This window comes from Aeromicrobium sp., assembly GCF_047606445.1.
Classification (GTDB): domain Bacteria; phylum Actinomycetota; class Actinomycetes; order Propionibacteriales; family Nocardioidaceae; genus Aeromicrobium.
In genome coordinates this window covers 1-24,460 of record NZ_JASGEK010000067.1, presented here as the reverse complement: position 1 = coordinate 24,460, position 24,460 = coordinate 1, and the positions used below count along the sequence as shown (strand labels likewise).

At 69.2% G+C, this 24,460-nt stretch carries 19 protein-coding genes; 17 read left to right on the top strand and 2 right to left on the bottom strand.

From position 1 onward, the window contains the following. The first annotated feature begins 56 nt into the window (after positions 1-56). The 14 genes from QM621_RS12930 to QM621_RS12865 all read left to right on the top strand — a co-directional run bounded on the left by QM621_RS12930 (position 57) and on the right by QM621_RS12865 (position 19,926). The gene (locus tag QM621_RS12930) at positions 57-1,007 is read left to right on the top strand and encodes an ABC transporter ATP-binding protein (protein ID WP_414990802.1); all 951 of its coding nucleotides are present in this window, start codon (positions 57-59) and stop codon (positions 1,005-1,007) included. A 14-nt stretch (positions 1,008-1,021) separates the two neighbouring features. After that, on the top strand, positions 1,022-1,786 hold the full coding sequence (locus QM621_RS12925) for an MlaE family ABC transporter permease (protein WP_414990823.1): 765 nt from the start codon (positions 1,022-1,024) through the stop codon (positions 1,784-1,786). Further along, positions 1,786-2,631 carry an MlaE family ABC transporter permease gene (locus tag QM621_RS12920; protein WP_414990801.1) on the top strand — a complete coding sequence of 282 codons (846 nt, stop codon included), beginning with the start codon at positions 1,786-1,788 and terminating at the stop codon, positions 2,629-2,631. The genes QM621_RS12925 and QM621_RS12920 overlap by 1 nt, the downstream gene beginning before the upstream one ends. Before the next feature lie 6 nt (positions 2,632-2,637). Continuing rightward, entirely contained in the window at positions 2,638-4,011 is a 1,374-nt protein-coding gene (locus QM621_RS12915; RefSeq protein WP_414990800.1) for an MCE family protein, read from the top strand. Continuing rightward, a complete protein-coding gene (locus tag QM621_RS12910) occupies positions 4,008-5,093 on the top strand; it encodes an MCE family protein (RefSeq protein ID WP_414990799.1) in 1,086 nt (361 codons plus the stop codon). Before QM621_RS12915 ends, QM621_RS12910 begins: the two co-directional genes overlap by 4 nt. Next, on the top strand, positions 5,093-6,064 hold the full coding sequence (locus QM621_RS12905) for an MCE family protein (protein ID WP_414990798.1): 972 nt from the start codon (positions 5,093-5,095) through the stop codon (positions 6,062-6,064). Before QM621_RS12910 ends, QM621_RS12905 begins: the two co-directional genes overlap by 1 nt. Then, a complete protein-coding gene (locus tag QM621_RS12900; RefSeq protein ID WP_414990797.1) occupies positions 6,061-7,218 on the top strand; it encodes an MCE family protein in 1,158 nt (385 codons plus the stop codon). Before QM621_RS12905 ends, QM621_RS12900 begins: the two co-directional genes overlap by 4 nt. Next, the gene (locus QM621_RS12895; protein WP_414990796.1) at positions 7,218-8,582 is read left to right on the top strand and encodes an MCE family protein; all 1,365 of its coding nucleotides are present in this window, start codon (positions 7,218-7,220) and stop codon (positions 8,580-8,582) included. The genes QM621_RS12900 and QM621_RS12895 overlap by 1 nt, the downstream gene beginning before the upstream one ends. Continuing rightward, positions 8,579-9,790, top strand: coding sequence for an MCE family protein (locus QM621_RS12890; RefSeq protein WP_414990795.1), 1,212 nt, complete (start codon positions 8,579-8,581; stop codon positions 9,788-9,790). The genes QM621_RS12895 and QM621_RS12890 overlap by 4 nt, the downstream gene beginning before the upstream one ends. Continuing rightward, positions 9,787-10,344, top strand: a complete 558-nt coding sequence (locus tag QM621_RS12885; RefSeq protein ID WP_414990794.1) for a hypothetical protein — start codon at positions 9,787-9,789, stop codon at positions 10,342-10,344. Before QM621_RS12890 ends, QM621_RS12885 begins: the two co-directional genes overlap by 4 nt. Then, positions 10,341-11,114 carry a hypothetical protein gene (locus QM621_RS12880; protein WP_414990793.1) on the top strand — a complete coding sequence of 258 codons (774 nt, stop codon included), beginning with the start codon at positions 10,341-10,343 and terminating at the stop codon, positions 11,112-11,114. Before QM621_RS12885 ends, QM621_RS12880 begins: the two co-directional genes overlap by 4 nt. A gap of 219 nt (positions 11,115-11,333) precedes the next feature. Next, the gene (rpoB, locus tag QM621_RS12875; RefSeq protein ID WP_414990792.1) at positions 11,334-14,813 is read left to right on the top strand and encodes a DNA-directed RNA polymerase subunit beta; all 3,480 of its coding nucleotides are present in this window, start codon (positions 11,334-11,336) and stop codon (positions 14,811-14,813) included. Positions 14,814-14,895: 82 nt separating this feature from the next. Then, entirely contained in the window at positions 14,896-18,708 is a 3,813-nt protein-coding gene (locus tag QM621_RS12870; RefSeq protein ID WP_414990791.1) for a DNA-directed RNA polymerase subunit beta', read from the top strand. A 288-nt stretch (positions 18,709-18,996) separates the two neighbouring features. Next, entirely contained in the window at positions 18,997-19,926 is a 930-nt protein-coding gene (locus QM621_RS12865) for a hypothetical protein (protein WP_414990790.1), read from the top strand. A gap of 101 nt (positions 19,927-20,027) precedes the next feature. Here the strand turns inward: QM621_RS12865 and QM621_RS12860 are convergent, their stop codons facing one another. Beyond that, positions 20,028-21,089, bottom strand: coding sequence for an acyltransferase family protein (locus tag QM621_RS12860; protein WP_414990789.1), 1,062 nt, complete (start codon positions 21,087-21,089; stop codon positions 20,028-20,030). Between the two features lie 44 nt (positions 21,090-21,133). On the opposite strand from QM621_RS12860, the gene QM621_RS12855 reads away from it, so the two are divergent. After that, a complete protein-coding gene (locus QM621_RS12855) occupies positions 21,134-21,628 on the top strand; it encodes an NUDIX hydrolase (RefSeq protein WP_414990788.1) in 495 nt (164 codons plus the stop codon). Here the strand turns inward: QM621_RS12855 and QM621_RS12850 are convergent. Next, complete coding sequence (locus QM621_RS12850) at positions 21,598-22,707, bottom strand: hypothetical protein (protein WP_414990787.1); 1,110 nt, start codon at positions 22,705-22,707, stop codon at positions 21,598-21,600. The two genes, QM621_RS12855 and QM621_RS12850, sit on opposite strands and share 31 nt — an antisense overlap. 108 nt (positions 22,708-22,815) lie before the next feature. Between QM621_RS12850 and QM621_RS12845 the strand changes: the two genes are divergently transcribed. Beyond that, the gene (locus tag QM621_RS12845; RefSeq protein ID WP_414990786.1) at positions 22,816-24,120 is read left to right on the top strand and encodes a hydroxyacid-oxoacid transhydrogenase; all 1,305 of its coding nucleotides are present in this window, start codon (positions 22,816-22,818) and stop codon (positions 24,118-24,120) included. Next, positions 24,117-24,460 (top strand): GntR family transcriptional regulator (locus QM621_RS12840; protein WP_414990785.1); only part of this gene is annotated, 344 nt, incomplete at its 3' end. The genes QM621_RS12845 and QM621_RS12840, both read left to right, overlap by 4 nt.

Genomic DNA, 24,460 nt, shown 5'->3' with positions numbered 1-24,460 from the left:
ATCATCCGCACCGCCGGCGCCAGCCGGTGGGTCCTGAGAAGCGAGGAGGGGCTTTCGTGGGCGTTGAGATCAAGCTCGAAGGCCTGACCAAGAAGTTCGGCAGCCAGCTCATCTGGGGTGACGTCTCGTTGACGCTCCCGGCCGGTGAGATCTCGGTCATGCTCGGCCCGTCCGGCACCGGCAAGTCGGTGCTGCTGAAGACGCTGATCGGACTGTTCAAGCCGAACGCCGGCAGCGTCTGGATCGAGGGCGTCGACCTCGCCAACTGCCCGGAGAAGGATCTGTACGAGATCCGCAAGCTCTTCGGCGTGCTGTTCCAGGACGGCGCGATGTTCGGCTCCATGGACCTCTACGACAACGTCGCCTTCCCGCTGCGCGAGCACACGCGCAAGAGCGAGTCCGAGATCCGCTCCATCGTCATGGACAAGATGGAGCTCGTCGGTCTGGTCGGCGCCGAGCACAAGCTCCCCGGCGAGATCTCCGGCGGTATGCGCAAGCGTGCCGGTCTGGCCCGCGCGCTCGTCCTCGAGCCCGAGATCATCCTCTTCGACGAGCCGGACTCCGGCCTCGACCCGGTGCGCACCGCGTACCTCAACCAGCTCATCATCGACCTGAACGCGCAGATCGACGCGACGTTCCTGATCGTGACGCACGACATCAACACCGCGCGCACCGTGCCCGACAACCTGGGTCTGCTGTACCACAAGCACCTGGCGATGTTCGGCCACCGCGAGCAGCTGCTCACCTCGACCGAGCCGGTCGTCGCGCAGTTCCTCAACGCCCAGCGCGTCGGCCCGATCGGCATGTCGGAGGAGAAGGACGCCACCGAGCTGGCGGCCGAGGCCAACATCGAGATGCCGCCGCTGCCGCCGGTCGCGCTGCAGTTGGAGCCGTCCGACGGCCGTCCCCGCCGTGCGCAGCGCCCTGCGGGCGAATGGTGCCGCGAGAACGGCGTCGTGCCGCCTCCGGGGTCGTTCGAGCCCTCGGCTGCCATCGCGATGGGGTAGCGGTGAGCACGTCGGTGATCACAGGGCCGGCACGTGTCGCCGGCGGCCTGTTCGCGTTCATGCTGGACGTGTTCGTGGCCCTGTTCCGCAGGCCGTTCCAGGCGAAAGAGTTCGTCCTCCAAGCCTGGTTCATCATCCGTGTGACCATCGTCCCCACGGCGTTGGTGGCCATCCCCTTCGGCGCGGTCATCGCGCTGCAGGTCGGCGGGCTCATCAAGCAGTTCGGCGCGCAGTCGTTCACCGGCTCGGCGGCGGTCCTCGCCGTCATCCGTGAGGCCGGCCCCATCGCCACCGCCCTGCTGATCGCGGGCGCGGCCGGATCGGCCATCGCGGCCGACTTCGGCTCGCGCAAGATCCGCGAGGAGCTCGACGCGATGATGGTGCTGGGCATCGACCCGATCCAGCGTCTCGTCGTGCCGCGCGTGCTCGCCTGCATGCTGATCGCGCTGTTCCTCAACAGCCTGGTCAGCATCGTCGGCGTGGCGGGCGGCTACGTCTTCAACGTGATCCTGCAAGACGGCACCCCCGGCGCCTACGTGGCCTCATTCACCGCGCTCGCGCAGCTGCCCGACATCTACCAGGGCATGGTCAAGGCCGTGGTGTTCGGCTTCCTCGCCGCCATCGTCGCCTCCTACAAGGGCATGAACGCCAAGGGCGGCCCGAAGGGCGTCGGCGACGCGGTCAACGAGGCCGTCGTCATCACCTTCACCCTGCTGTTCGTGGTCAACTTCGTCATCTCGGCGCTGTACCTGCAGCTCGTCCCGCCGAAGGGGATGTGATGGCTTCCAAGACGATCGGGGCGCGCGCCTCGGAGCTCGCCGCCAAGCCGGGCGCGGCGCTCGACGGCATGGGACGCCAGATGGCGTTCTATCTGCGCGTCCTCTCCAACGTCCCGCGCACCATCAAGAACTACTCCAAGGAGATCTTCCGGCTGCTGGCCGAGGTCACCTTCGGATCGGGCTCGCTGGCTCTCGTCGGCGGCACCGTCGGCGTCATCACCGCGATGTGCTTCTTCACCGGCACCGAGGTCGGCATCCAGGGGTACGCGGCCCTCGACCAGCTCGGCACCTCAGCGCTGTCCGGCTTCGTCTCGGCCTACTTCAACACCCGCGAGATCGCGCCGATCGTCGCGGGCATCGCGCTGGCCGCCACGGTCGGCTGCGGCTTCACGGCCCAGCTCGGCGCCATGCGCATCTCCGAGGAGGTCGACGCGCTCGAGGTCATGGCGGTGCCGTCGCTGCCGTACCTCGTCACCACGCGCGTCATCGCCGGCCTCATCGCCGTCGTGCCGCTGTACATGGTCGGCCTGCTGTCGTCGTACTTCGCGACCCGGCTGACCGTCACGCAGCTGTACGGCCAGAGCTCGGGCACCTACGACCACTACTTCAACACCTTCCTGCCGCCGGGCGACGTGCTGTGGTCCTTCGCGAAGGTGCTGATCTTCGCGGTCGTGGTGATCTTGATCCACTGCTACTACGGCTACTACGCCTCCGGCGGTCCCGCAGGCGTCGGCGTGGCCGTGGGTCTGGCGGTGCGCACCTCGATCGTGGCCGTGAACGTGGTCGACCTGCTGGCCTCGATGGCCATCTGGGGCACGACTGTCACCGTACGATTGGCCGGGTGATCGCCTGTGTCTAACACCCCCACGCTCGACCGCCCCTCGGTCGTCAAGATCCTCGGCATCGGCTTCGTCTGCCTGATGCTGTTCTTCGTCTGGGTCACCTGGGCGTTCTTCAACCGCAGCTTCGTCAGCACCGAGGACGTCACGCTCAAGGCCCCCAAGGCCGGATCCCAGTTGCCGATGCGCGCCGACGTCAAACTGCGCGGCATGATCGTCGGCGAGGTCACCGACATGGAGGTCGTCGACGACGGCGTCGAGATGACGCTCGGCCTCGACCCCGACCTGATCGACGAGATCCCGGCCGGCGTCGAGGCGCAGATCCTGCCCAAGACGCTCTTCGGCGAGAAGTACATCGCGCTGATCCCGCCGGAGCAGAAGAAGGCCGGATCGCTCAAGGCCGGCGACGTGATCCAGAAGGCCGACGTGCCGATCGAGCTGGAGTCGGTGCTCAACAACCTCTACACGCTGCTGGAGGCCGTCTCCCCCGCCGAGCTCGCGACCACGCTGACGGCCGTCTCGACCGCGTTGGACGGACGCGGCGAGAAACTGGGCGACACGCTGGTCGACCTCAACGCCTACCTCGCCGAGATCAACCCCGACATCCCGAAGGCGGTCGACGACATCGTCAAGCTCGGCGAGGTCTCCGACGTCTACGCCGCCGCGCTGCCCGACCTGGCGCGCGTGCTGGAGAACTCCGTGGTCACCGGCGACACCGTGGTCGAGAAACAGGCGCAGCTCACCGCCTTCCTCGCCAGCACCACGACGTTGGCCAACACGCTCACGTCCTTCGTCGGCGCCAGCGGCGACGCGCTGATCCAGGTCAACGCCGACAGCCGCCGCTCGCTCTACCAGACGGCGCGCTACTCGACCACTTTCCCGTGCTTCCTCAGCGCCCTCGACAACGTGATGCCGCGTCTGGAGAGCGTCTTCCGCGACAACTCTGTGCACATCGACTTGGAGATCATCAGCCCGACGAACAACGACGCGAGCGTCCCGGGCGGCATGCCGAACGCCTACGCGGTCGACGAGAACGTCGACACGACGTACGACGAGCTGAACGCCGACCAGAACGCGGCGCTCGTGGCTCCCACCTGCTACGACCTCGACGAGTTGGCGCAGCTCGAGGACCAGGACCAAGGACCGTACCCGCAGGCGCAGCCGTACAAGGGGCCGATGCAGGCCGCCGACCTCTACCAGCTCGTCGGCGCGAAGTCGGCGCACGGCAAGTTCTTCAACTACGTGGTCCCGGCCGGCGAGACCCCGGACCCGTATCAGAGCAACTGGCAGGCCGACCCGGACACCTGGAACCGTTCGGCGGTCCCCGCCGACGAACTGGGCCAGGACGTGGCGTCGCTGCTGCTGGGGGAGGGGACGTCCCGATGAGGTTCGGCAAGGAGGCGACCGCCGCACTGGTCAAGGTGGGACTGTTCCTGGCGTTCACCGGTCTGGTGACGCTGGTGCTCATGTCGGTGCTGGCCAACGGCCTGTTCCGCAGCGACACCGAGTACAAGGCGGTCTTCGCCGACGTCACCGGCGTGGCCGAGGGCGACGACGTGCGCATCGCGGGCGTCTCGGTCGGCCGGGTCACCGACGTCGAGGTGCACCAGCGGAACAAGGCGATCGTCACCTTCGGCGTCGACTCCGACCGCGCGTTGACCGAGAACACCAAGGTCACCATCAAGTTCCGCAACTTGGTCGGCAACCGGTACCTCGCGCTGAGCCAGGATCCGGGCGTCACCGGCGGCGACAAGGTTCTCAAGAAGGGCGCCACGATCACCAACACGCAGGAAGCGCTCGACCTCAACGAGTTGCTCAACGGCTTCAAGCCGGTCTTCGAAGCGCTGTCGCCGGAGGACACCAACCAGTTCGCCTACGAGATCGTCCAGGTCTTGCAGGGCGAGGGCGGCAGCGTGCAGAGCCTGCTCGCCACCACCGCGTCGCTCACCTCGACCCTGGCCGACCGCGACCAGCTGATCGGCGACGTCATCACCAACTTGTCCACGACGCTCGACATCGTGTCCGAACGCGACGCCGAGCTCGACCAGACGATCGTCACCCTGCAGCAGTTCGTGAGCGGCCTCAACTCCGACCGCGACGCCATCTTGAACTCCATCGACTCCATCTCGGCGCTGAGCTTCGAGACGTCGTCCTTCCTCGCCGAGGGCTCGCCCGCACTGGCGGCCGACGTCACCGCGCTCAAGGACCTCACCGGCGTGCTCACCTCGGGCGACAACCTGCAGATCCTCGAGGACAACCTCCAGATCACTCCGATCAAGATGAAGAAGCTGAGCAACGCGGCCTCGGCCGGCTCGCAGTTCAACTTCTACGTCTGCGGTCTCAACGCCTCGGTGTACGCGTCCGAGTCCGATGCCGAGGAAGGGGCCGCGCCGGTGCTGCAGCTGCCCGGCGCGGGCGTCGACGTCGGCGGCGACCGCTGCGGCCGCAGCCCGATGGGAGGGGAATAGTGAATATCAAGCCCTTCCGGGAGCGCAATCACACGATCATCGGATTCGTCGGGTTCGCGATCATCCTCGCGATGCTCTTCGCGGCCTTCCGCGCCGACAAGCTGCCCATCATCGGCGGCGGCGACGAGTACGTCGCGGAGTTCGCCGAGGTCGGCAGCCTGAGGGGCGGCGACGAGGTGCGCATCGCCGGCGTCTCGGTCGGCAAAGTCGACGGAGTGGAGCTCGACGGAGACAAAGTCAAGGTGAAGTTCCGCATCACCGAGGACGTCGACTTCGGCCCGCAGACCGGCGCGGCCATCCGCATCCGAACCCTGCTCGGCGCCACCTATCTGGCGCTGCTGCCGGAAGGCAAGGGGCAGATGAAGGAGGGTGCGACCATTCCGGTCTCGCGCACCGATCCGCCCTACGACGTCGTCCAGGCCTTCTCCGACCTGGCCACCACGACCGACGAGCTCGACACCGAGCAGTTGGCCGACGCGCTCAGCACCCTCGGCGAGATCGCCGAGGGCTCCGAGCCGGAGATCTCGGCGGCCATCACCGGTCTGTCGGACCTCTCGGTCAACCTGGCCGCGCGCGACGACCAGATCCACCACCTGTTGGTCGGCCTCGACTCGGTCTCGGGCACGCTCGCGTCCCGCAACAACGAGCTGGAGACGCTCTTCACCGACGCCAGCACGCTCTTCGACGCCATCGCGGCCCGCCGCGACGCGATCCACACGCTGTTGGTCTCCACCCAGGCGATCTCGGCGGAGTTGTCGCATCTGGTCGAGACCACCCGAGCCGACCTCAAGCCCGCGCTGGAGCAGTTGCAGGCGGTCACCGACATGCTGGTGGCGAACAAGGCCTCGTTGGAGGAATTGCTGCGGGTCTCGCCGACCTTCGTGCGGCTGTTCTCCGAGGCGCTCGGCAACGGTCCGTGGTTCGACAACCTGCTCACGGTCGGCGCCAGCCTGTCGGGAGGTACCCCATGAGTTCGGTCTCCTTCGCCCAACGCCTCGCGGGGCTGAGCAAAGTGCTCGCCCTCGCCGTCGCCGTCGCGCTCTTCGCGGCGTTCGTGCTGTTCGCGAACCGCGGCGACGACACGAAGACGCTGACGGCCGACTTCACCCAGACCACCTCGCTCTACACGGGCTCGGAGGTCAGGGTGCTCGGCGTGCCGGTCGGCACGGTCACGAAGCTGGAGCCGCGCGGCGAGGTGATCCGCGCGACCATCGAGTACGACGCCGACGTCGAGCTGCCGAACGACGTCAAGGCGATGATCGTCTCGCCGGCGATCGTCGGCGACCGCTTCGTCCAGCTGGCCCCGGCCTACACCGACGGAAAGACGCTGCCCGCCGACGCGCACCTCGACGCCAAGCGCACGGCGGTGCCGGTCGAACTCGACGAGATTTACCAGTCCATCGACGACCTCGCGGTCGCGCTCGGTCCGGAAGGCGCCAACGCCGACGGAGCGCTCAGCGACCTGGTGTCGCAGTCGGCGGGGGCACTGGACGGCCAGGGCGCCCAGCTGAACGAGACCTTGGAGAACTTCGGCGAGTTCAGCGGCACGCTCGCCGACAACTCCGACGAACTCTTCGGCAGCGTCCGTCAGGTCCAGGAGTTCGTGGCGATGCTGGAGGCCAACGACGCCACGGTGCGCTCCTTCAACGACAACACAGCCGAGGTCGCCGCCGTGCTGGAGGCCGAGCGCCACGACCTCGCCACGACGCTCACCGCGCTGACCGCGGCGTTGGTCGACGTCGAGTCGCTGGTGCAGGACAACCGCTCGACGCTGCGCCAGAACGTCTCCAACTTGCGCGTGGTCGCCGAGACGCTGGCGGCCCACCAGGACGAGCTGGGCGAATTCGCCGTGGCCGGACCGACGGCGCTGTCGAACGTCGCGCTGGCCTACAACCCGGTCTACGGGACGCTCGACACGCACGCCAATCTGGAAGGCACCCTGATGAACTTGGTGACCGGCGACGGCGGCCCGGCGCGGCTCATCTGCACCCTGCTGGGCGAGACGCCGGACACGGGCACCGGTTTGTGCGGCGGGCTCTCGGACATCCTCGGCCAACTGCCCTCGACGACCCTGCCGAGCGCCGCCGCGTCGCCCGACTTGGCCGAGATCTTGGGGGTGGGCTGATGCGTGGCCTGAACCCGCGAGGCGGGCTGGTCGCGTTGAGCGCGGCCATGCTGCTGGCGAGCGGCTGCTCGCTCGACCCGACGAGCGTCACCCTGCCGGGCGGCGCCGACGTCGGCGACGACCCCTACTCGGTGAAGATCGAGTTCAACGACGTGCTCGACCTCGTGCCGCAGAGCGCGGTGCGCGTCGACGACATCGCCGTGGGCCGGGTCACCGACATCGAGCTCAAGGGCTGGACCGCCGAGGTCACCGTGCTGCTCAACGGCGATGTCGAGCTGCCGGACAACGCCGAGGCGACCATCCGGCAGAGCAGCCTGCTCGGCGAGAAGTTCGTGCACCTGGCAGCGCCGGAGGAGGGTTCGGTCGGCGCGCTGGAGGACGGCGACCGCATCCCGATCCAGCAGACGGGCCGCAACCCGGAGGTCGAAGAGGTCTTGGCCTCGGCCTCGCTGCTGCTGAACGGCGGCGGCCTCGACAAGGTCAACACGATCGTGCGCGAGCTGAATGCCGTCACCACGGGCAACGAGGCCGAGCTCAAAGGCCTGCTCGACAACACCACGGTCTTCCTCGGTCAGCTCGACCAGAACAAAGAGGCTCTGCTCGCCGCGCTGGAGAAGGTCAACAACCTGGCGATCACCGCCAACGCGCAAGAGGGCGCCATCGACGCCGCTCTCGACAGCCTGCCCCAGGCGCTGACGGCGCTCGACCAGCAGCGCGACGACCTGGTCCGGCTCACCACGGCGCTGGCCGAACTCGGCGACACCGCGACCGGCGTCGTCCAGGCCTCACGTGCCGACGTCGTGGCGAACCTGAAGGACCTGCAGCCGGTGCTGGCCAATCTCGCCCTCGCCGGCGACGACCTGGTCGCGAACCTCAGCACGTTCGTCAGCTTCCCCTTCCCCGACATGGCCGTCGGCGGCAGCCTGGCCGCGGCGCAGCAGTACTGCCCGACGGCGGACGAACTGCCCGCGGGCGGCATCGCCGACACGCCGTCCGGCTGCGGCGGCGACTGGATGAACCTCAACATCAACGTCGATCTCACGACGGCCCAGCTGTTGGATCTCCTCGGACTCGGAAGCGGTCTGCCCGGCACGGGCGCGATGCCGGAAACCGCCTTGCCGACGGACGGCGCCGACGCCTCCCAGCAGCTCACCGAGCTCGTCGAAGGCCTCAGTTCAGGCGTCCCGGCCGCCGACGCGGAGGAGTCGGAGGCGACGCCGGAGGAATCGTCGGCCTCGCAGGACGACGCGTCGGCCGAGGACGAATCGCTGTGCTCGACCCTGGGCCTGTGCCGCTCGTCGGTCAGCTCGACCGCCGAGCCCGACGTGGCCGGTCTGCTCTTGAGCCGGAAGGCGTCGCGATGATCACTCGACTCACCAAGATGCAGCTCATCGCCTTCGTGATCGTCACGGTCGTGGGCGCCAGCTTCGTCGGCGCGCGCTACGCCGAGATCGACCGGCTCTTCGTCGACCGCACCTACCCGGTCACGGTCGAGCTGAAGGAGTCCGGCGGCATCTTCGCCGGCGCCGAGGTCACCTATCGGGGCATCGCGGTCGGCACGGTCGACGAGTTGGAGTTCACCGACGACGGCGTGGAGGCCACGCTCAAGATCGAGAAGTCGGCGCCGGAGATCCCGGAGAACGCGCACGCCCTGGTCGCCAACAAGTCGGCCATCGGCGAGCAGTACCTCGACCTGCGCCCCACCGGCTCGAAGGGGCCGTACCTGAAGGCGGGCTCGAAGATCCCGGAGTCGCGCACCGAGGTGCCCATCGACACCACCGAGCTGCTCCTCGACGTCAACGGCCTGGTCGGCTCGGTGCCGTCCGACGACCTGCACACGGTCGTCACCGAGTTGGGCACGGCCTTCGACGGCACGGGCGAGTCGCTGACCCAGATCCTCGACTCCACGGCGGTCGTCATCGGCGCGGCGCAGGCCAATATCGACGTCACCCGCGCGCTGATCGACTCCTCCTCGACGGTCCTGCAGACCCAGGTCGACAAGGGCAGCGAGATCCAGTCCTTCTCGAAGAACCTGGCGCTGTTCACCGACACGCTGGTCGCCTCCGACGGCGATCTGCGGGCCTTGCTCGACCAGGGCACGCCCGCAGCCGCCACGGTCAACGCCGTGGTCGCCGAGAACGCCGCCGACCTGACCGGGGTGTTGAACAACCTCACCGGTCCGGTGAAGATCCTCGACGAGAACGTCGCGGGCCTGCAAGCGCTGTACATCCTCTATCCGGTGCTCGTCCAGGGCAGCTACACCGTCATCACGCCGACGGGCGACGGCGAGTTCAACGCCGCCTTCGGCAATGTCTTGTCGTCGCCGGTGGCGGTCCCCGGACTGCCGCTGCCGGGCACGGTCGAGATCTGCCAGGACGAGGGCCACCGCGAGGTGCGCCTGCCGACCGAGATCTCCGACCATGACGCGAACGGCGAGATCTTCCAGACCGGCCTCGGCTGTGTCACCGACGGCTTGTCGCCGCGCGGGTCGACGAACACCAGCTTGTCGCGGACCGCGGTGCCGGGCGAGGGGCCGGACGTGGCGCAGCTGCTGCTCGGAACGCAGCGGTGAGCGAGCGCCGGGGGGCCTGGTTGCGCGAGCGGTGGCCGTACGCGGTCGGCGTGTTCGGCGTCCTGCTGGGCCTGTTCCTCGCCTTCGGGATGCCGCGGCTGGCCGACGACGGCTGGTCGAGCGACGCCAAGGCGGTCGAGAAGGCGGCCTCGGAGTTCGTCGTCGCCTATCACACGCTCGACAGCGCCGACCTGGACGATCATCGTGAGCGGGTCGGCTCGCTGGTGACGAAACAGTTCGACGCCGATGTGCTCGAGACGATGGCCGCCACGGCCGACATGGAGGCGGTCGCCTCGCAGCAGGCCGTGCTCGGCGACGTCGAAGTGCGCGCGGTCGGGACCACGCAACTCGACGGCGACTCGGCCGATGTGGTCGTGGTGTACAGCTTCGCGGTCCGGACCGGCGAGAACGACCCGCTGCTGTGGAACGACCGCGGCGTGGTGAGCCTGGTCAAGGAGGACGGCGCCTGGAAGGTCTCCGACTTCGCGGTGATCCCGCCGGTCGGCGCCGTGCTCGGCGATGACGCCGACGCCGAGGAAGGTCAGGCCCCGTGAGCGAGAAGCGCCCCACCCGTCGCCGCCGGATCGCCGGCGAGTCCGGCCCGGCCTCGCCGAAGCCGTCGGCGCCGTCCACGCCGGTCGTCAAGGAGGCCGCTCCGCGCCGCCCGGCCCCGCCGTCCGTCGGCCGTGCCGCCGGACGACTGTCGCAGGAGAAGAAGACCGCGTCGGCCTCGCCGGAGGGGCAGAAGCGGTCGATCGCCCTGCCCCGCGTCTCGGTGTCATTCCTGGCCGCGGCGCTGGCCGTCGTGGTCGGCGTGACGGCCGTGGTGCTCGGCTACCTGCAGATGCGGGCGAACAGCCCCGTCGGCTATGACGACAGCCGCGCCGCCGCCGAGGCGGCGGCCACCGCCGTCGAGACGGTGCTCACCGTCGACTACAGCGACCTCGCCGCCTATGAGGCCGCGGCCAAGGACGTCGTCACGAAGACGTACTACGACAAGCACCTCGTCGCGGCCGTCGAGCAGATCCCCGACGGCATCATTCCGGCGGGCGCCCAAGTGGGGGCCTACGTCCATCAGGTCGCGCCGCAGCCGTGCGATCAGAGCGTCTGCCCGTCCGACGAGGTGACGGTGCTCGTGGTCGGCGACAAGGTCCGCGCCACCTGCCAGACGCCCGCCGCGCCGATGGTGCTCCCGCAGCGCCTGCGCGTGACCATGGTCGAGCAGGACGGCCAGTGGCTGGTCGACGCCATCGTCCCCGAGGACGATATGAGCGAGGACGAGGAGCGCCTCCAGCTCGGCTGCCTCGCCGCCTCGGCTGAGTGAGGATTCAGGCCGAAACCGGCAAGGTTTCACTAAATCCCGGACGTTGTCAAGCACCGCCTTGCCAGATGTGACGAGGTGGGGTTAGACTGTTCATTCGCGCTCGCCTCGCCATGCCCGTTTGCAGCCCCACCGGCCCTTGACGGATTGGTTTTGTCGTGCGCGCAGAGCATCCGACTGCACTGAGCAACCCGCCTGTGAGCCTTTTGGGAAGGACCTCTCTTGGCCGCCTCGCGTTCCGCCGCACCGACCACCACCCCCGCTGCGAACCCCTCGGGTCGCATCTCGTTCGCCAAGATCTCAGAGCCGCTCGAGGTGCCTGAGCTCCTGGGCCTCCAGACCGAGAGCTTCTCCTGGCTCGTCGGCGACGAGTCCTGGCAGGCGCGCGTCGACGCCGCCCTGGCCGAGGGCCGCACCGACGTGTCCGCCAAGAGCGGCCTGGAGGAGATCTTCGAGGAGATCAGTCCCATCGAGGACTTCTCCGAGACGATGAGCCTGTCGTTCCGCGACCACCGGTTCGAGCCGCCGAAGTACTCGGTCGACGACTGCAAGGACCGCGATGTCACCTACGCCGCTCCGCTGTTCGTCACCGCCGAGTTCATGAACAACGAGACCGGCGAGATCAAGAGCCAGACGGTCTTCATGGGCGAGTTCCCGCTGATGACCGACAAGGGCACCTTCATCATCAACGGCACCGAGCGCGTCGTCGTCTCGCAGCTGGTCCGCTCGCCGGGCGTGTACTTCGAGCGCACCCCCGACAAGACCTCCGACAAGGACGTCTACACCGCCCGCGTGATCCCCTCGCGCGGCGCGTGGCTGGAGTTCGAGGTCGACAAGCGCGATACCGTCGGCGTGCGCCTGGACCGCAAGCGCAAGCAGAGCGTCACGATCTTGCTCAAGGCGCTCGGCTGGAGCGAGGAGCGCATCCTGGAGGAGTTCGGCCAGTACGACTCCATCCGCGCCACCCTGGAGAAGGACAACGCGCACACCCAGGACGAGGCCCTGCTCGACCTCTACCGCAAGCTGCGCCCGGGCGAGCCGCCGAGCCGCGAGGCCGCGCAGACGCTGTTGGAGAACTACTACTTCAACCCCAAGCGCTACGACACCGCCAAGGTCGGCCGCTACAAGATCAACAAGAAGCTCGGCGTCACCGAGGCCTTCGACCAGCAGCAGCTGACCATCGACGACATCGTCGCGACGATCAAGTACGTCGTGGCGCTGCACGCCGGCGAGACCGAGATCGAGATGCCGGCCGGCCCGACCATCGTCGAGGCCGACGACATCGACCACTTCGGCAACCGCCGTATGCGCACCGTCGGCGAGCTGATCCAGAACCAGCTCCGCACCGGCCTGGCGCGCATGGAGCGGGTCGTGCGCGAGCGCATGACCACCCAGGACGTCGAGGCCATCACGCCGCAGACGCTCATCAACATCCGTCCGGTCACCGCGGCGCTGAAGGAGTTCTTCGGAACCTCCCAGCTGTCGCAGTTCATGGACCAGAACAACCCGCTCGCGGGCCTGACGCACAAGCGGCGTCTGTCGGCCCTCGGCCCGGGCGGCCTGTCGCGCGAGCGCGCCGGCTACGAGGTCCGCGACGTCCACCCGTCGCACTACGGCCGCATGTGCCCCATCGAGACCCCCGAGGGGCCGAACATCGGCCTGATCGGCTCGCTGGCCTCCTTCGGCCGGATCAACCCCTTCGGCTTCGTCGAGACGCCCTACCGCAAGGTCGAGGACGGCGTCGTCACCGACCAGGTCGACTACCTCACGGCGACCGAGGAGGACCGCTTCATCGTCGCGCAGGCGAACTCGGTCCTCAACGCCGACGGCACCTTCGCCGAGCCGAACGTCCTGGTGCGCCAGCGCGGAGGCGAGGCCGAGCTGCGGCCGGTCTCCGAGGTCGACTACATGGACGTCTCGCCGCGCCAGATGGTGTCGGTCGCGACGGCGCTCATCCCCTTCCTCGAGCACGACGACGCCAACCGCGCGCTCATGGGCTCGAACATGCAGCGCCAAGCCGTGCCGCTCATCCGCAGCGACGCGCCGCTGGTCGGCACCGGCATGGAGTTCCGCGCCGCCGTCGACGCCGGCGACGTCACCGTCGCCAAGAAGGCCGGCGTGGTCAAGGAGGTCTCCGCCGACGCGATCGAGATCGCCGAGGACGAGGGCACCTACACGACCTACCGCCTGGCGAAGTTCCGTCGCTCCAACCAGGGCACCTGCACCAACCAGCGTCCGCTGGTCGCCGCAGGGCAGCGCGTCGAGGCCGGCACGCCCCTGGCCGACGGCCCCTGCACCGACAACGCGGAGATGGCGCTCGGCACCAACCTGCTGGTCGCCTTCATGCCGTGGCAGGGCCACAACTACGAGGACGCGATCATCCTGTCCCAGCGGGTCGTCCAGGACGACCTGCTGACCTCGATCCACATCGAGGAGCACGAGGTCGACGCCCGCGACACCAAGCTCGGCCCCGAGGAGATCACCCGGGACATCCCGAACGTCTCCGAGGAGATGCTGGCCGACCTCGACGAGCGCGGCATCATCCGCATCGGCGCCGAGGTGGGCAACGGCGACATCCTCGTCGGCAAGGTCACCCCGAAGGGCGAGACCGAGCTGACCCCCGAGGAGCGCCTGCTCCGCGCGATCTTCGGCGAGAAGGCGCGCGAGGTGCGCGACACCTCGCTCAAGGTGCCGCACGGCGAGTCCGGCACCGTCATCGGCGTGCGGGTGTTCGACTCCGCCGACGGCGACGAGCTCAGCCCCGGCGTCAACCAGCTCGTCCGCGTCTACGTCGCCCAGAAGCGCAAGATCTCCGACGGCGACAAGCTGGCCGGACGCCACGGCAACAAGGGCGTCATCTCCAAGATCCTCCCGGTCGAGGACATGCCCTTCCTGGAGGACGGCACCCCCGTCGACATCGTGCTCAACCCGCTCGGCGTGCCGGGCCGCATGAACGTCGGCCAGGTGCTCGAGATGCACCTCGGCTGGATCGCCAAGACCGGCTGGAAGGTCGACGAGCAGACCGCCGAGTGGGCCCGGCGCCTCGCCTCGATCGGCATGAGCGAGGCCCCGGCGAACTCGTTGGTCGCCACGCCGGTCTTCGACGGCGCCCGCGAGGATGAGATCCAGGGGCTGCTGGCCTCGACCCGCAAGACCCGCGACGGGGTGCGCCTGGTCAACGGCCAGGGCAAGGCCCGGCTGTTCGACGGCCGCTCCGGCGAGCCGTTCCCGGACCCGATCAGCGTCGGCTACATGTACATGCTCAAGCTGCACCACCTGGTCGACGACAAGATCCACGCGCGCTCGACCGGTCCGTACTCGATGATCACCCAGCAGCCGCTCGGCGGCAAGGCCCAGTTCGGCGGCCAGCGCTTCGGCGAGATGGAGGTCTGGGCGTTGGAGGCCTACGGCGCCGCGTACGCGCTGCAGGAGCTGCTGACGATCAAGTCCGACGACATCGCCGGCCGCGTCAAGGTCTACGAGGCGATCGTCAAGGGCGAGAACGTGCCCGAGCCCGGCATCCCCGAGTCCTTCAAGGTGCTCGTCAAGGAGATGCAGTCGCTCTGCCTGAACGTCGAGGTGCTCTCGGCCGACGGCACCGCGGTCGACATGCGCGACAGCGAGGAAGAGCTGTTCCGCGCCGCCGACGAGCTCGGCATCGACCTGTCGCGTCGCGAGCCGTCCTCGCTGGACGACGTCTGAGGGTGAGGGGCCGGCGCGCGTCGCCGGCCCCCGCCACCCCCACCACACTTTCGAGAATTCCGAAACACGGAGAGAAGACAACGTGCTCGACGTCAACAACTTCGACCGGCTCAAGATCGGGCTCGCCACGGCCGAGGACATCCGCCGCTGGTCGCACGGCGAGGTCAAGAAGCCCGAGACCATCAACTACCGCACGCTCAAGCCCGAGCGCGACGGCCTGTTCTGCGAGAAGATCTTCGGTCCCACCCGGGACTGGGAGTGCTACTGCGGCAAGTACAAGCGGGTGCGCTTCAAGGGCATCGTGTGCGAGCGCTGCGGCGTCGAGGTCACCCGCTCCAACGTCCGCCGCGAGCGCATGGGCCACATCGAGCTCGCCGCGCCGGTCACCCACATCTGGTACTTCAAGGGCGTCCCGAGCCGTCTGGGCTACCTGCTCGACCTCGCGCCGAAGGACCTGGAGAAGGTCATCTACTTCGCCGCGTACATGATCACGCGCGTCGACGTCGACGCGCGCCACCGCGACCTGTCCTCGCTCGAGGCCAAGATCGGCATGGAGCGCGAGCAGTTGGAGACCCGGCGCGACAAGGCGCTGGCCGAGCGTGGCAAGAAGGCCGAGGACGACCTCAAGGCGCTGGAGGACGAGGGCGCCAAGGCCGACGTCAAGCGCAAGGTCCGCGACGCGGCCGAGCGCGAGGAGAAGGCGCTGCGTCAGCGCTTCGACCGCGAGATCGACCGCCTCAACGAGGTCTGGGACCGGTTCAAGGGCCTCAAGGTCCAAGACCTCGAGGGCGACGAGGTCCTCTACCGTGAGATGACCTACCGCTTCGGCGACTACTTCGAGGGCTTCAAGGGCGCCGCGGCGATCCAGAAGCGCCTGCAGGACTTCGACCTCGACAACGAGGCCGAGGTGCTCAAGGAGGTCATCGCCACCGGCAAGGGCCAGAAGAAGACCCGCGCGCTCAAGCGCCTCAAGGTCGTCGAGGCCTTCCGCGCCTCCGGCAACCACCCGGCCGGCATGGTCCTCGACGCGGTCCCGGTGATCCCGCCGGAGCTGCGCCCGATGGTCCAGCTCGACGGCGGCCGCTTCGCCACGAGCGACCTGAACGACCTGTACCGCCGCGTCATCAACCGCAACAACCGCCTCAAGCGGCTGCTCGACCTCGGCGCGCCCGAGATCATCGTCGACAACGAGAAGCGCATGTTGCAGGAGGCCGTCGACTCGCTGTTCGACAACGGCCGCCGCGGCCGTCCGGTCACCGGTCCGGGCAACCGTCCGCTCAAGAGCATCTCCGACATGCTCAAGGGCAAGCAGGGCCGGTTCCGCCAGAACCTGCTCGGCAAGCGCGTCGACTACTCGGGCCGTTCGGTCATCGTCGTCGGCCCGCAGCTCAAGCTGCACCAGTGCGGCCTGCCGAAGCAGATGGCGCTGGAGCTGTTCAAGCCCTTCGTCATGAAGCGTCTGGTCGACCTCGCGCACGCGCAGAACATCAAGAGCGCCAAGCGCATGGTCGAGCGCGCCCGCCCGGTCGTGTGGGACGTCCTCGAAGAGGTCATCACCGAGCACCCCGTGCTGCTCAACCGCGCGCCCACCCTGCACCGCCTCGGCATCCAGGCCTTCGAGCCGCAGTTGATCGAGGGCAAGGCCATCCAGATCCACCCGCTCGTCTGCTCGGCCTTCAACGCCGACTTCGACGGCGACCAGATGGCCGTCCACCTGCCGCTGTCGGCCGAGGCGCAGGCCGAGGCCCGCATCCTGATGCTGTCGACGAACAACATCCTCAAGCCGTCCGACGGCCGTCCGGTCACCATGCCGACGCAGGACATGATCATCGGCCTGTACTTCCTCACGCTGGAGCGTGACGGACACCCGGGCGAGGGTCGTGCGTTCGGCTCGGTCGCCGAGGCGATCATGGCCTTCGACCGGAATGAGATCACGCTGCAGAGCAAGGTCAAGATCCGCATCGAGGGAGAGTTGGTCGAGACGACCCTGGGCCGGGCGATCTTCAACGAGACGCTCCCGGAGGACTTCGAGTTCGTCAACTACCAGGTCGGCAAGAAGGAGCTCGGCGTCATCGTCAACGCGCTGGCCGAGCGCTACAGCAAGGTCGACGTGGCCAACGCGCTCGACGCGCTCAAGGACACGGGCTTCCACTGGGCCACCCGCTCGGGCGTGACGATCTCGATGGGCGACGTCGTCAGCCCGCCGGAGAAGCCCGAGATCCTCGCCGACTTCGAGGATCAGGCCGCCAAGGTCCAGAAGCAGTTCGACCGCGGCCTCATCACCGAGGACGAGCGTCGTCAGGAGCTCATCGACATCTGGACGCAGGCGACGCAGGAGGTGTCGGACAAGATGGCCGACACGTTCCACGTCGACAACCCGATCTACATGATGGTCAACTCCGGCGCCCGCGGCAACATGATGCAGCTGCGTCAGATCGCCGCCATGCGAGGCCTGGTGGCCAACCCGAAGGGCGAGATCATCCCGCGCCCGATCAAGTCGAACTACCGTGAGGGCCTGAGCGTCGTCGAGTACTTCATCGCCACGCACGGCGCGCGCAAGGGCCTGGCCGACACCGCGCTGCGGACCGCCGACTCGGGCTACCTGACGCGCCGTCTCGTCGACGTGTCGCAGGACGTCATCATCCGTGAGACCGACTGCGGCACCGAGCGGGGGCTGCCCAAGCGCATCGCCGAGCGTCTCGAGGACGGCTCGCTGGTCGCCGACGAGCACGTCGAGACGTCGGTGTACGCGAGGAACGCGGCCACCGAGGTCACCCACCCCGAGACCGGCGAGGTGCTGGTCGAGGCCGGCGGCGACCTGGGCGACGTCGTGATCGAGCAGCTCATCGCGGCGGGCGTCGAGAACGTCCGCGTCCGCACGGTCCTCACCTGTGAGGCGGCGGCCGGCAGTTGCGCGAAGTGCTACGGCCGTTCGCTGGCCACCGGCAAGCTCGTCGACATCGGCGAGGCGGTCGGCACGATCGCCGCGCAGTCCATCGGCGAGCCGGGCACCCAGCTGACGATGCGCACCTTCCACACCGGCGGTGTGGCCGGCGACGACATCACGCACGGTCTGCCGCGCGTCGTGGAGCTGTTCGAGGCCCGTCAGCCCAAGGGCAAGGCGCCGATCACCGAGCTCGCGGGCCGGGTCCAGATCGACGACTCCGAGGGCACGCGCAAGATCGTCATCACCCCCGACGACGGCAGCGAGCCGATCGAGTACCCGGTCAGCAAGCGCTCGCGCCTCCAGGTGGCCGACGGCGACCACGTCGAGGTGGGCCAGCAGCTCACCAGCGGCACGCCGGATCCGCAGGAGGTCCTGCGCATCCTCGGCGTCCGCCGTGCGCAGGAGCACCTGGTCGACGAGGTCCAGGAGGTCTACCGCAGCCAGGGCGTGGCGATCCACGACAAGCACATCGAGATCATCGTGCGGCAGATGCTGCGCCGGGTCACGGTCATCGAGCAGGGCGACTCCCAGCTGATCCCCGGCGACCTGGCCGACCGTGCGGCGTTCGAGACGGAGAACCGTCGCGTGGTCGCCGAGGGCGGTACCCCGGCGTCGGGCCGTCCGGTGCTGATGGGCATCACGAAGGCCTCGCTGGCGGTCGAGTCGTGGCTGTCGGCGGCCTCCTTCCAGGAGACGACCCGTGTCCTGACCGACGCGGCGATCCACGGCAAGTCCGACTCGCTGCGCGGCCTGAAGGAGAACATCATCATCGGCAAGCTCATCCCGGCCGGCACCGGCCTGGAGCGCTACCGCAACATCGCGGTCGAGCCGACCGAGGAGGCGCGTCAGGCGGCGTACTCGGTCTCGGGCTATGAGGGGTACGACTACGACTTCGGCTCCGACGAGGTGAAGGTCGAGGACTTCGACTACACCTCCTTCGAGGAGTGAGCCGACGCCGCACCCGCTGACGCAGGCGCCCGGAACCGTGTTGGTTCCGGGCGCCTCGTCATTGCTCGGCTGCGCGGGACGCAGGATGATGCCTTTGGGTAGCTGGGGCGACCGTTTTCCATCGTCCTGCGTCTTCGGGGAGACGCACGATGATGTCTTGAGGCTGTGATGGCTACCGCAATCCATCATCGTGCGTTATCCACAGGCGAGATCGCGGGCTCGTCACATTGTCCACAGGCCGGAGATTCGGCCTGGTGTGAGGCGGGCGGCCGGTCGTGTGATGGGGCTATGACCGTTCTGCGCACCTCCGAAGCCGTCGCCGAGCATGGACGGGGCCGCGTCCGCCACGCCGTCGCCAGCGGGAGGTGGCAGCGTCCGGCGCGCGGCGTGATCGTCACGCACAACGGGCCGCTGGCGCCCGACGAGACCCACGAGGTGCGCCTCGCCCTCTGCCCGCCGCGCTCGGCGCTCGGCGGCGCCACGGCGTTGGCGCTCGACGGACTGACCGGGTTCGAGTCGACGTCGACCTATGCGGCGCTGCCGGAAGGGGCGGTCAAACCGCGGTATCCGGGTTTGATCACGCACTGGAGCACGCTGCTCGAAGGCGTCGACGTGCATCCGACGCGCGAGCCCCGACGGACCCGGACCGCGCGCAGTCTGGTCGACTTCGCCTCGTGGGCGGCCTCCGACCGCCACGCCCGAGCGGCGGTGCTCGCCGCCTTCCAGCAGAGGCTCGTCGCCGAACGGACGATGCTCGAGGTGCTGGACCGGCGCGGCACCGTCCTCCGCTCGGGCCTCGTGCGCGAGTCGGTGTACGACGCGGTCGGCGGCGTGCAGTCGTTGCCGGAGAAGGACTTCGCCGACATCGTGAGCCTCGCAGGACTGCCTCGGCCGACGCGGCAGCGCGCGGTGAAGGGACGGGAGGGGCGGTACTTCCTCGACGTCGACTGGGAGGCGTACGGCGTGGCGGTCGAGGTCCACGGCCTGCCCCATCACGGCGTCGCGTCGTGGTCGGACGATCTGGTCCGCGCCAACGAGGTGGTGATCGGCGGTCCGCGCCTGCTGGTCTTCACCTCCTATGTGATCCGCCACGAGCCGCGCCTGGTGCTCGACCAGCTGGTGCGCGCGCTGCGCTCCGGCGGCTGGACGGGCCAGGCGCGCCCGGCCGCGATCCTGTCGCGCTCCGAGCGCTGGCGGCGACGCACGATGAGGGGTTGAGGTAGCCACCGGCGCCCAAACCCATCATCCTGCGTCCCCCGGGGAACGCACGATGATGGAAAGCGGCAGCCATCACTACCCAAACCCATCATCGTGCGTCCTCAGGTGGGGATCGTGACCTTGGGGGACTCGTCGATGGGGCGGAACATCCAGGTGAGCTTGGGCTCGAAGACAGGGCGGAAGAGCCGTGCGACGGGGGCGGTCATCAGGAGGTTCGCCAGGACGATCGCGCCGAGGATGAGGCCGACGACCGCCGTCGCGCCGTAGGGCTCGAGCTTGTCCCACAGGTGGAGTTCGCGGTCGAGCAGCAGGATCACGTAGCCGTGCAGCAGATAACAGTAGAAAGTGCGCTCGCCCTGGCGCGTCGTCCAGGACCGCCGTCGGGGCACCAGCGACAGCGCCGCGAAGGTCATCGCCAGCGCCAAGACGATGAGCACGGCCCGCCCGACCACCGCGTCGACGGCCGAGACCTCCAGGTCGACATAGCTGTTCTTCCACAGCAGCCACGGCTGGGAGTCGTCGTACTGCTTCAGCTGGCACCACACGAACAGCGCGCCGAGGAAGGCCGCCGAGCCGAGCCGCAGCCGCCAGTCGCCGAGCCGCAGGAAGTGCTCGCGGGTCATGTGCAGGCCGATCACGTAGAAGGGCAGCAGGCCGAGGGTCTTGTGCAGGGCCAGTGCGTTCGGGATGTCGATGAGCACCGAGGCGAGCGAGATGACGATCGACGTGGTGATCGGATAACGCAGCGCCCGCCAGATCGGCGTGGTCAGCCGCCACAGGATCAGCGCCGCCATGAACCAGCCGAGCCACTGGGGCGAGAGCACCATGAGCTGCTCCGGCTCGCCGTCGTAGTGACGGGTGATGAGCTGCAGGCTCAGCTCGACGATCAGATACGGCACGACGAGCGTGCTGACGATGCGCCGGACCTGCCGCACGTCGCCGACGTAGTGACGTGCCGTGTAGCCGGAGATCAGCACGAAGAACGGCATGTGGAAGGCGTAGATCCAGGTGTAGACGCCGCGCGCGGAGTCCATCACCACGAACTCGGTCAGGCTGTGGCCGACGACCACGAGCAGCATGACCCAGTAACGGGCGTTGTCGAGATACGCGACCCGTTCCTTCGGGGCCGTCGGGCTGACGGGCAGCGGAGCCAAAGCGGACACGAGGCGACTGTAGCCAGCCGGTCCAGCGATGGGATGCTGGGCGCATGGACTCTGCGACCACGCCCCGGCGTCGACGGCTCGGCGCGTACGGGATCGCCGTGCGCGAGGGGGCGGGCCGTGAGCTGCTCGTCACCCGGATGTCGCCGCAGGGCTATCCGGCGGGTGCGTGGGGGCTGCCCGGCGGCGGCGTCCACCACGGGGAGTCGCCCGATGTCGCGCTGCGCCGCGAGCTGCACGAGGAGACGGGGCTGACCCTCGGGGAGCACCGCCTCGTCGACGTCCACGACGTCCACCTGCGTGGCCCCGGCCGCGACGGCCGGGGCGAGGACTACCACGGCGTGCATCTGCTGTACGCCTGCCGGGTCGACACCGGCGCCGTGCCGCAGGTGGTGGAGGTCGGCGGCTCCACCGACCTCGCGCTCTGGACTCCGGTCGAGGCCCTGCGCGACGGCCGCCCGTTGCTGCCGGTCGTCGAGTACGTCCTCGACCGTCTCGACGACCTGGCGTTCTACGCGGGCGTGCGGAAGAGCATCACGTAGTTGCCGCGCGCGTTGATGACGTGGACGCCGACGGCCGACCCGCCCCCGGCGAGCGGGGCCGAGTAGGTCACGCTGACCTCGTTGAGCCCCTCGTAGGAGTCCTCGGTGACGTTGGCGCCCGGAGCGGCCTCGGCGACGTAGGAGCGGACGATCTCGCGGGCCTCGGCGCTGCTCGGGGCGTAGTAGGAGGCGAAGGCCGGATCGAAGCCGCTCAGCAACAGGGTGCCGTCTTCCGGGGCCACCCATGTGCCGTCGAGCAGCGGCGTGTCCTTCGGGGCCTCGACGTCCATCGCCGGCCACACGACGTCGGGCGTCTCGCCGCCGCCCTCGACGACCGGGGCGGGGCTCTCCTCGACGGTCTCGGTGTGCTCGGCCTGCGGGTCGGTGAGGTCCTCGACGCGCACCTGCATGACGGGCAGGCCCAGGCTGGCCGGCGGCGCCGTGCGGGTGGCGAGGTCGCCCGGGTCGACGTCCATCTGGATGTTGAGCAGACGGTCGTCGTTGGTGAGGCCCTCGGCTTCCAGCGCGCAGCCGCGCACGCGGTCGTCGGCGACGGCGCAGTAGCTGGTGAAGTCGTTCGGGTCGAGCCCGGAGTCCGGCACGAGCGCGGCGATCTGCGTGGCCATCGACTGCACGGCCTCGGTCGGGTCGGAGGCGTCCAAGCGGATGAGGGCGACGGTGACGTCGGCCGACGGGGGATCGGGCAGCAGTGCGAAGCTGTCGTCGTCGGGGCGTCCGGTCTTCGTGATCTCCGGCGGTGTCTCGGCCTGGACGCCGTCGGGGTTCGCCCTCGCCGCGCCGATGGCGTCGTTGACGCCTTGACGGGCCAGCGCGACGGTGAGGTCGGGCTGGTAGGCAGCGATCAGGCGGGCGCTGCGGAACCGGGCGAGCGGGCCGAGCTGGGTGGCCCCCTCGGGAACGGTCAGGCCTTGCATGATGGGGCTCTCCGGCCCGCCTTCGTGCTCGACGATCTCGGCGGGAGGAGTGGGTCCGCCGGTCGACGCTCCGCCGCCGAGCTGGCAGGCCGAGAGCAGGCCGACGGCAGCCAGCGCCGATGCGATGCGTCGGGCACGCGTCATAGTTCCTCCTGGGGATCGAAGCGATCTTACCGGCCGGGGCGAGGGGCGGGCCGACGGCGGCGAGGCGGTGCGCACAGGGTCGTATATTGCGGGCAACGAAGGAGCCGTATGTCTGCGTCAGGGTTCTCCCCGGAACATCCCGAGTCCGTCTTCACCTACGCCTCGCCCGCGCTGAAGTTCGGGTCGGGGGCGCGTCACGAGCTGGCCCACGAGCTGGGGGCGCGGGGGTGTCGCCGTGTGTTGTTCGTCACCGACGCGGGCGTGCGCGCGACGGGCGAGGTCGACGCGCTCGCCGAGCAGGCGGCGGCGGCGGGGATCGGGGTCGTGGTCTTCGACGGGACGCGGGTCGAGCCGACCGACACGAGCCTGAGCGAGGCGGTGGCCTTCGCGCGGGCCGAGGGTCCGTTCGACGCGGTGGCGGCGGTCGGCGGGGGGAGCAGCATCGACACCGCGAAGGCGGTGAACCTGTTGCTGACGAACGACGGCGAGCTGATGGACTACGTCAACGCTCCCGTCGGGCAGGGCCGCGCCCCGGCGAACGCGCTGCTGCCGTTGATCGCGCTGCCCACCACCACCGGCACCGGCAGCGAGTCCACCGCGATCTGCGTGCTCGACGTCACCGCGCTGCGGGTCAAGACCGGCATCTCGCACGCCCGGCTGCGCCCGACGCTGGCCATCGTCGACCCGGAGTTGACCGTCAGCCAGCCGGCGGGCGTCACCGCCGCGTCGGGCATGGACGTCCTCTGTCACGCGCTGGAGAGCTACACGGCCCGCCCGTACACCTCGTACGAGCGCAAGCGGCCGTCCGATCGGGTGCCGTACTGCGGGTCCAACCCGATCGCCGACGCGTGGTCGGAGCGGGCGATGGGGCTGCTCGCCGGGGCCTTCCGGCAGGCGGTGCGCCAGGGCGACGACCGGGCCGCCCGTGAACAGATGGCGCTCGCGGCGACCTTCGCCGGACTCGGCTTCGGCAACGCCGGCGTCCACATTCCGCACGCCAACGCCTATCCCATCGCCGGAATGGTGGGGCCGTTCGCACCCGACGGCTATCCGGCCGACCCGCACGCCGACCACGGCCTCGTGCCGCACGGCATGGCGGTGTCGCTGACCGCCCCGGCGGCCTTCCGCTTCACCTTCGAGGCCTCGCCGGAGCGTCACGTGAAGGCGGCCCGTCTGCTCGACCCCGACGCCGTCGGCGACGACCCTCGCGAGCTGCTGCCGGGGGTGGTGTCGCGGCTGATGCGCGATGTCGGCGTGCCGTCGGGCCTGGCCGAGCTGGGCTTCGGCGCGGCCGACGTCGACGACCTCGTGGAGGGCAGCCTGCGGCAACAGCGGCTGCTCGCGACGGCGCCGCGCGAGGTGCGGGCCGAGGATCTGGCGACGATCCTGACCCAGTCGGTCGAGCTCTGGTGAGCGGCGCGCGACCGTCGGCGGCCGAGGAGGTCTTCGCCCGGCTGCGTGAGCAGATCCTGACCGGGCAGTTGTCGGCGGGGAGCCGTCAGTCGATTTATCGACTTTCTGACTCCCTCGGTGTCTCTCGGACGCCGGTGCGCGAGGCGGTGCTGCGGCTGGCAGACCTCGGACTGGTGACGGTCGAGCGCAATCGCGGCATCGTCGTGCGCGGCGTGCGGGCCGAGGACGTGCGCGACGTCTTCGAGCTGCGGCTGCTGTTGGAGGTCCCGGCGGCGTCGGCGGCCGCGGCTGCGGCGGACGCGGGGCTCGTGGACCGGCTGCGCGCGGCGCTCGGCGCGAT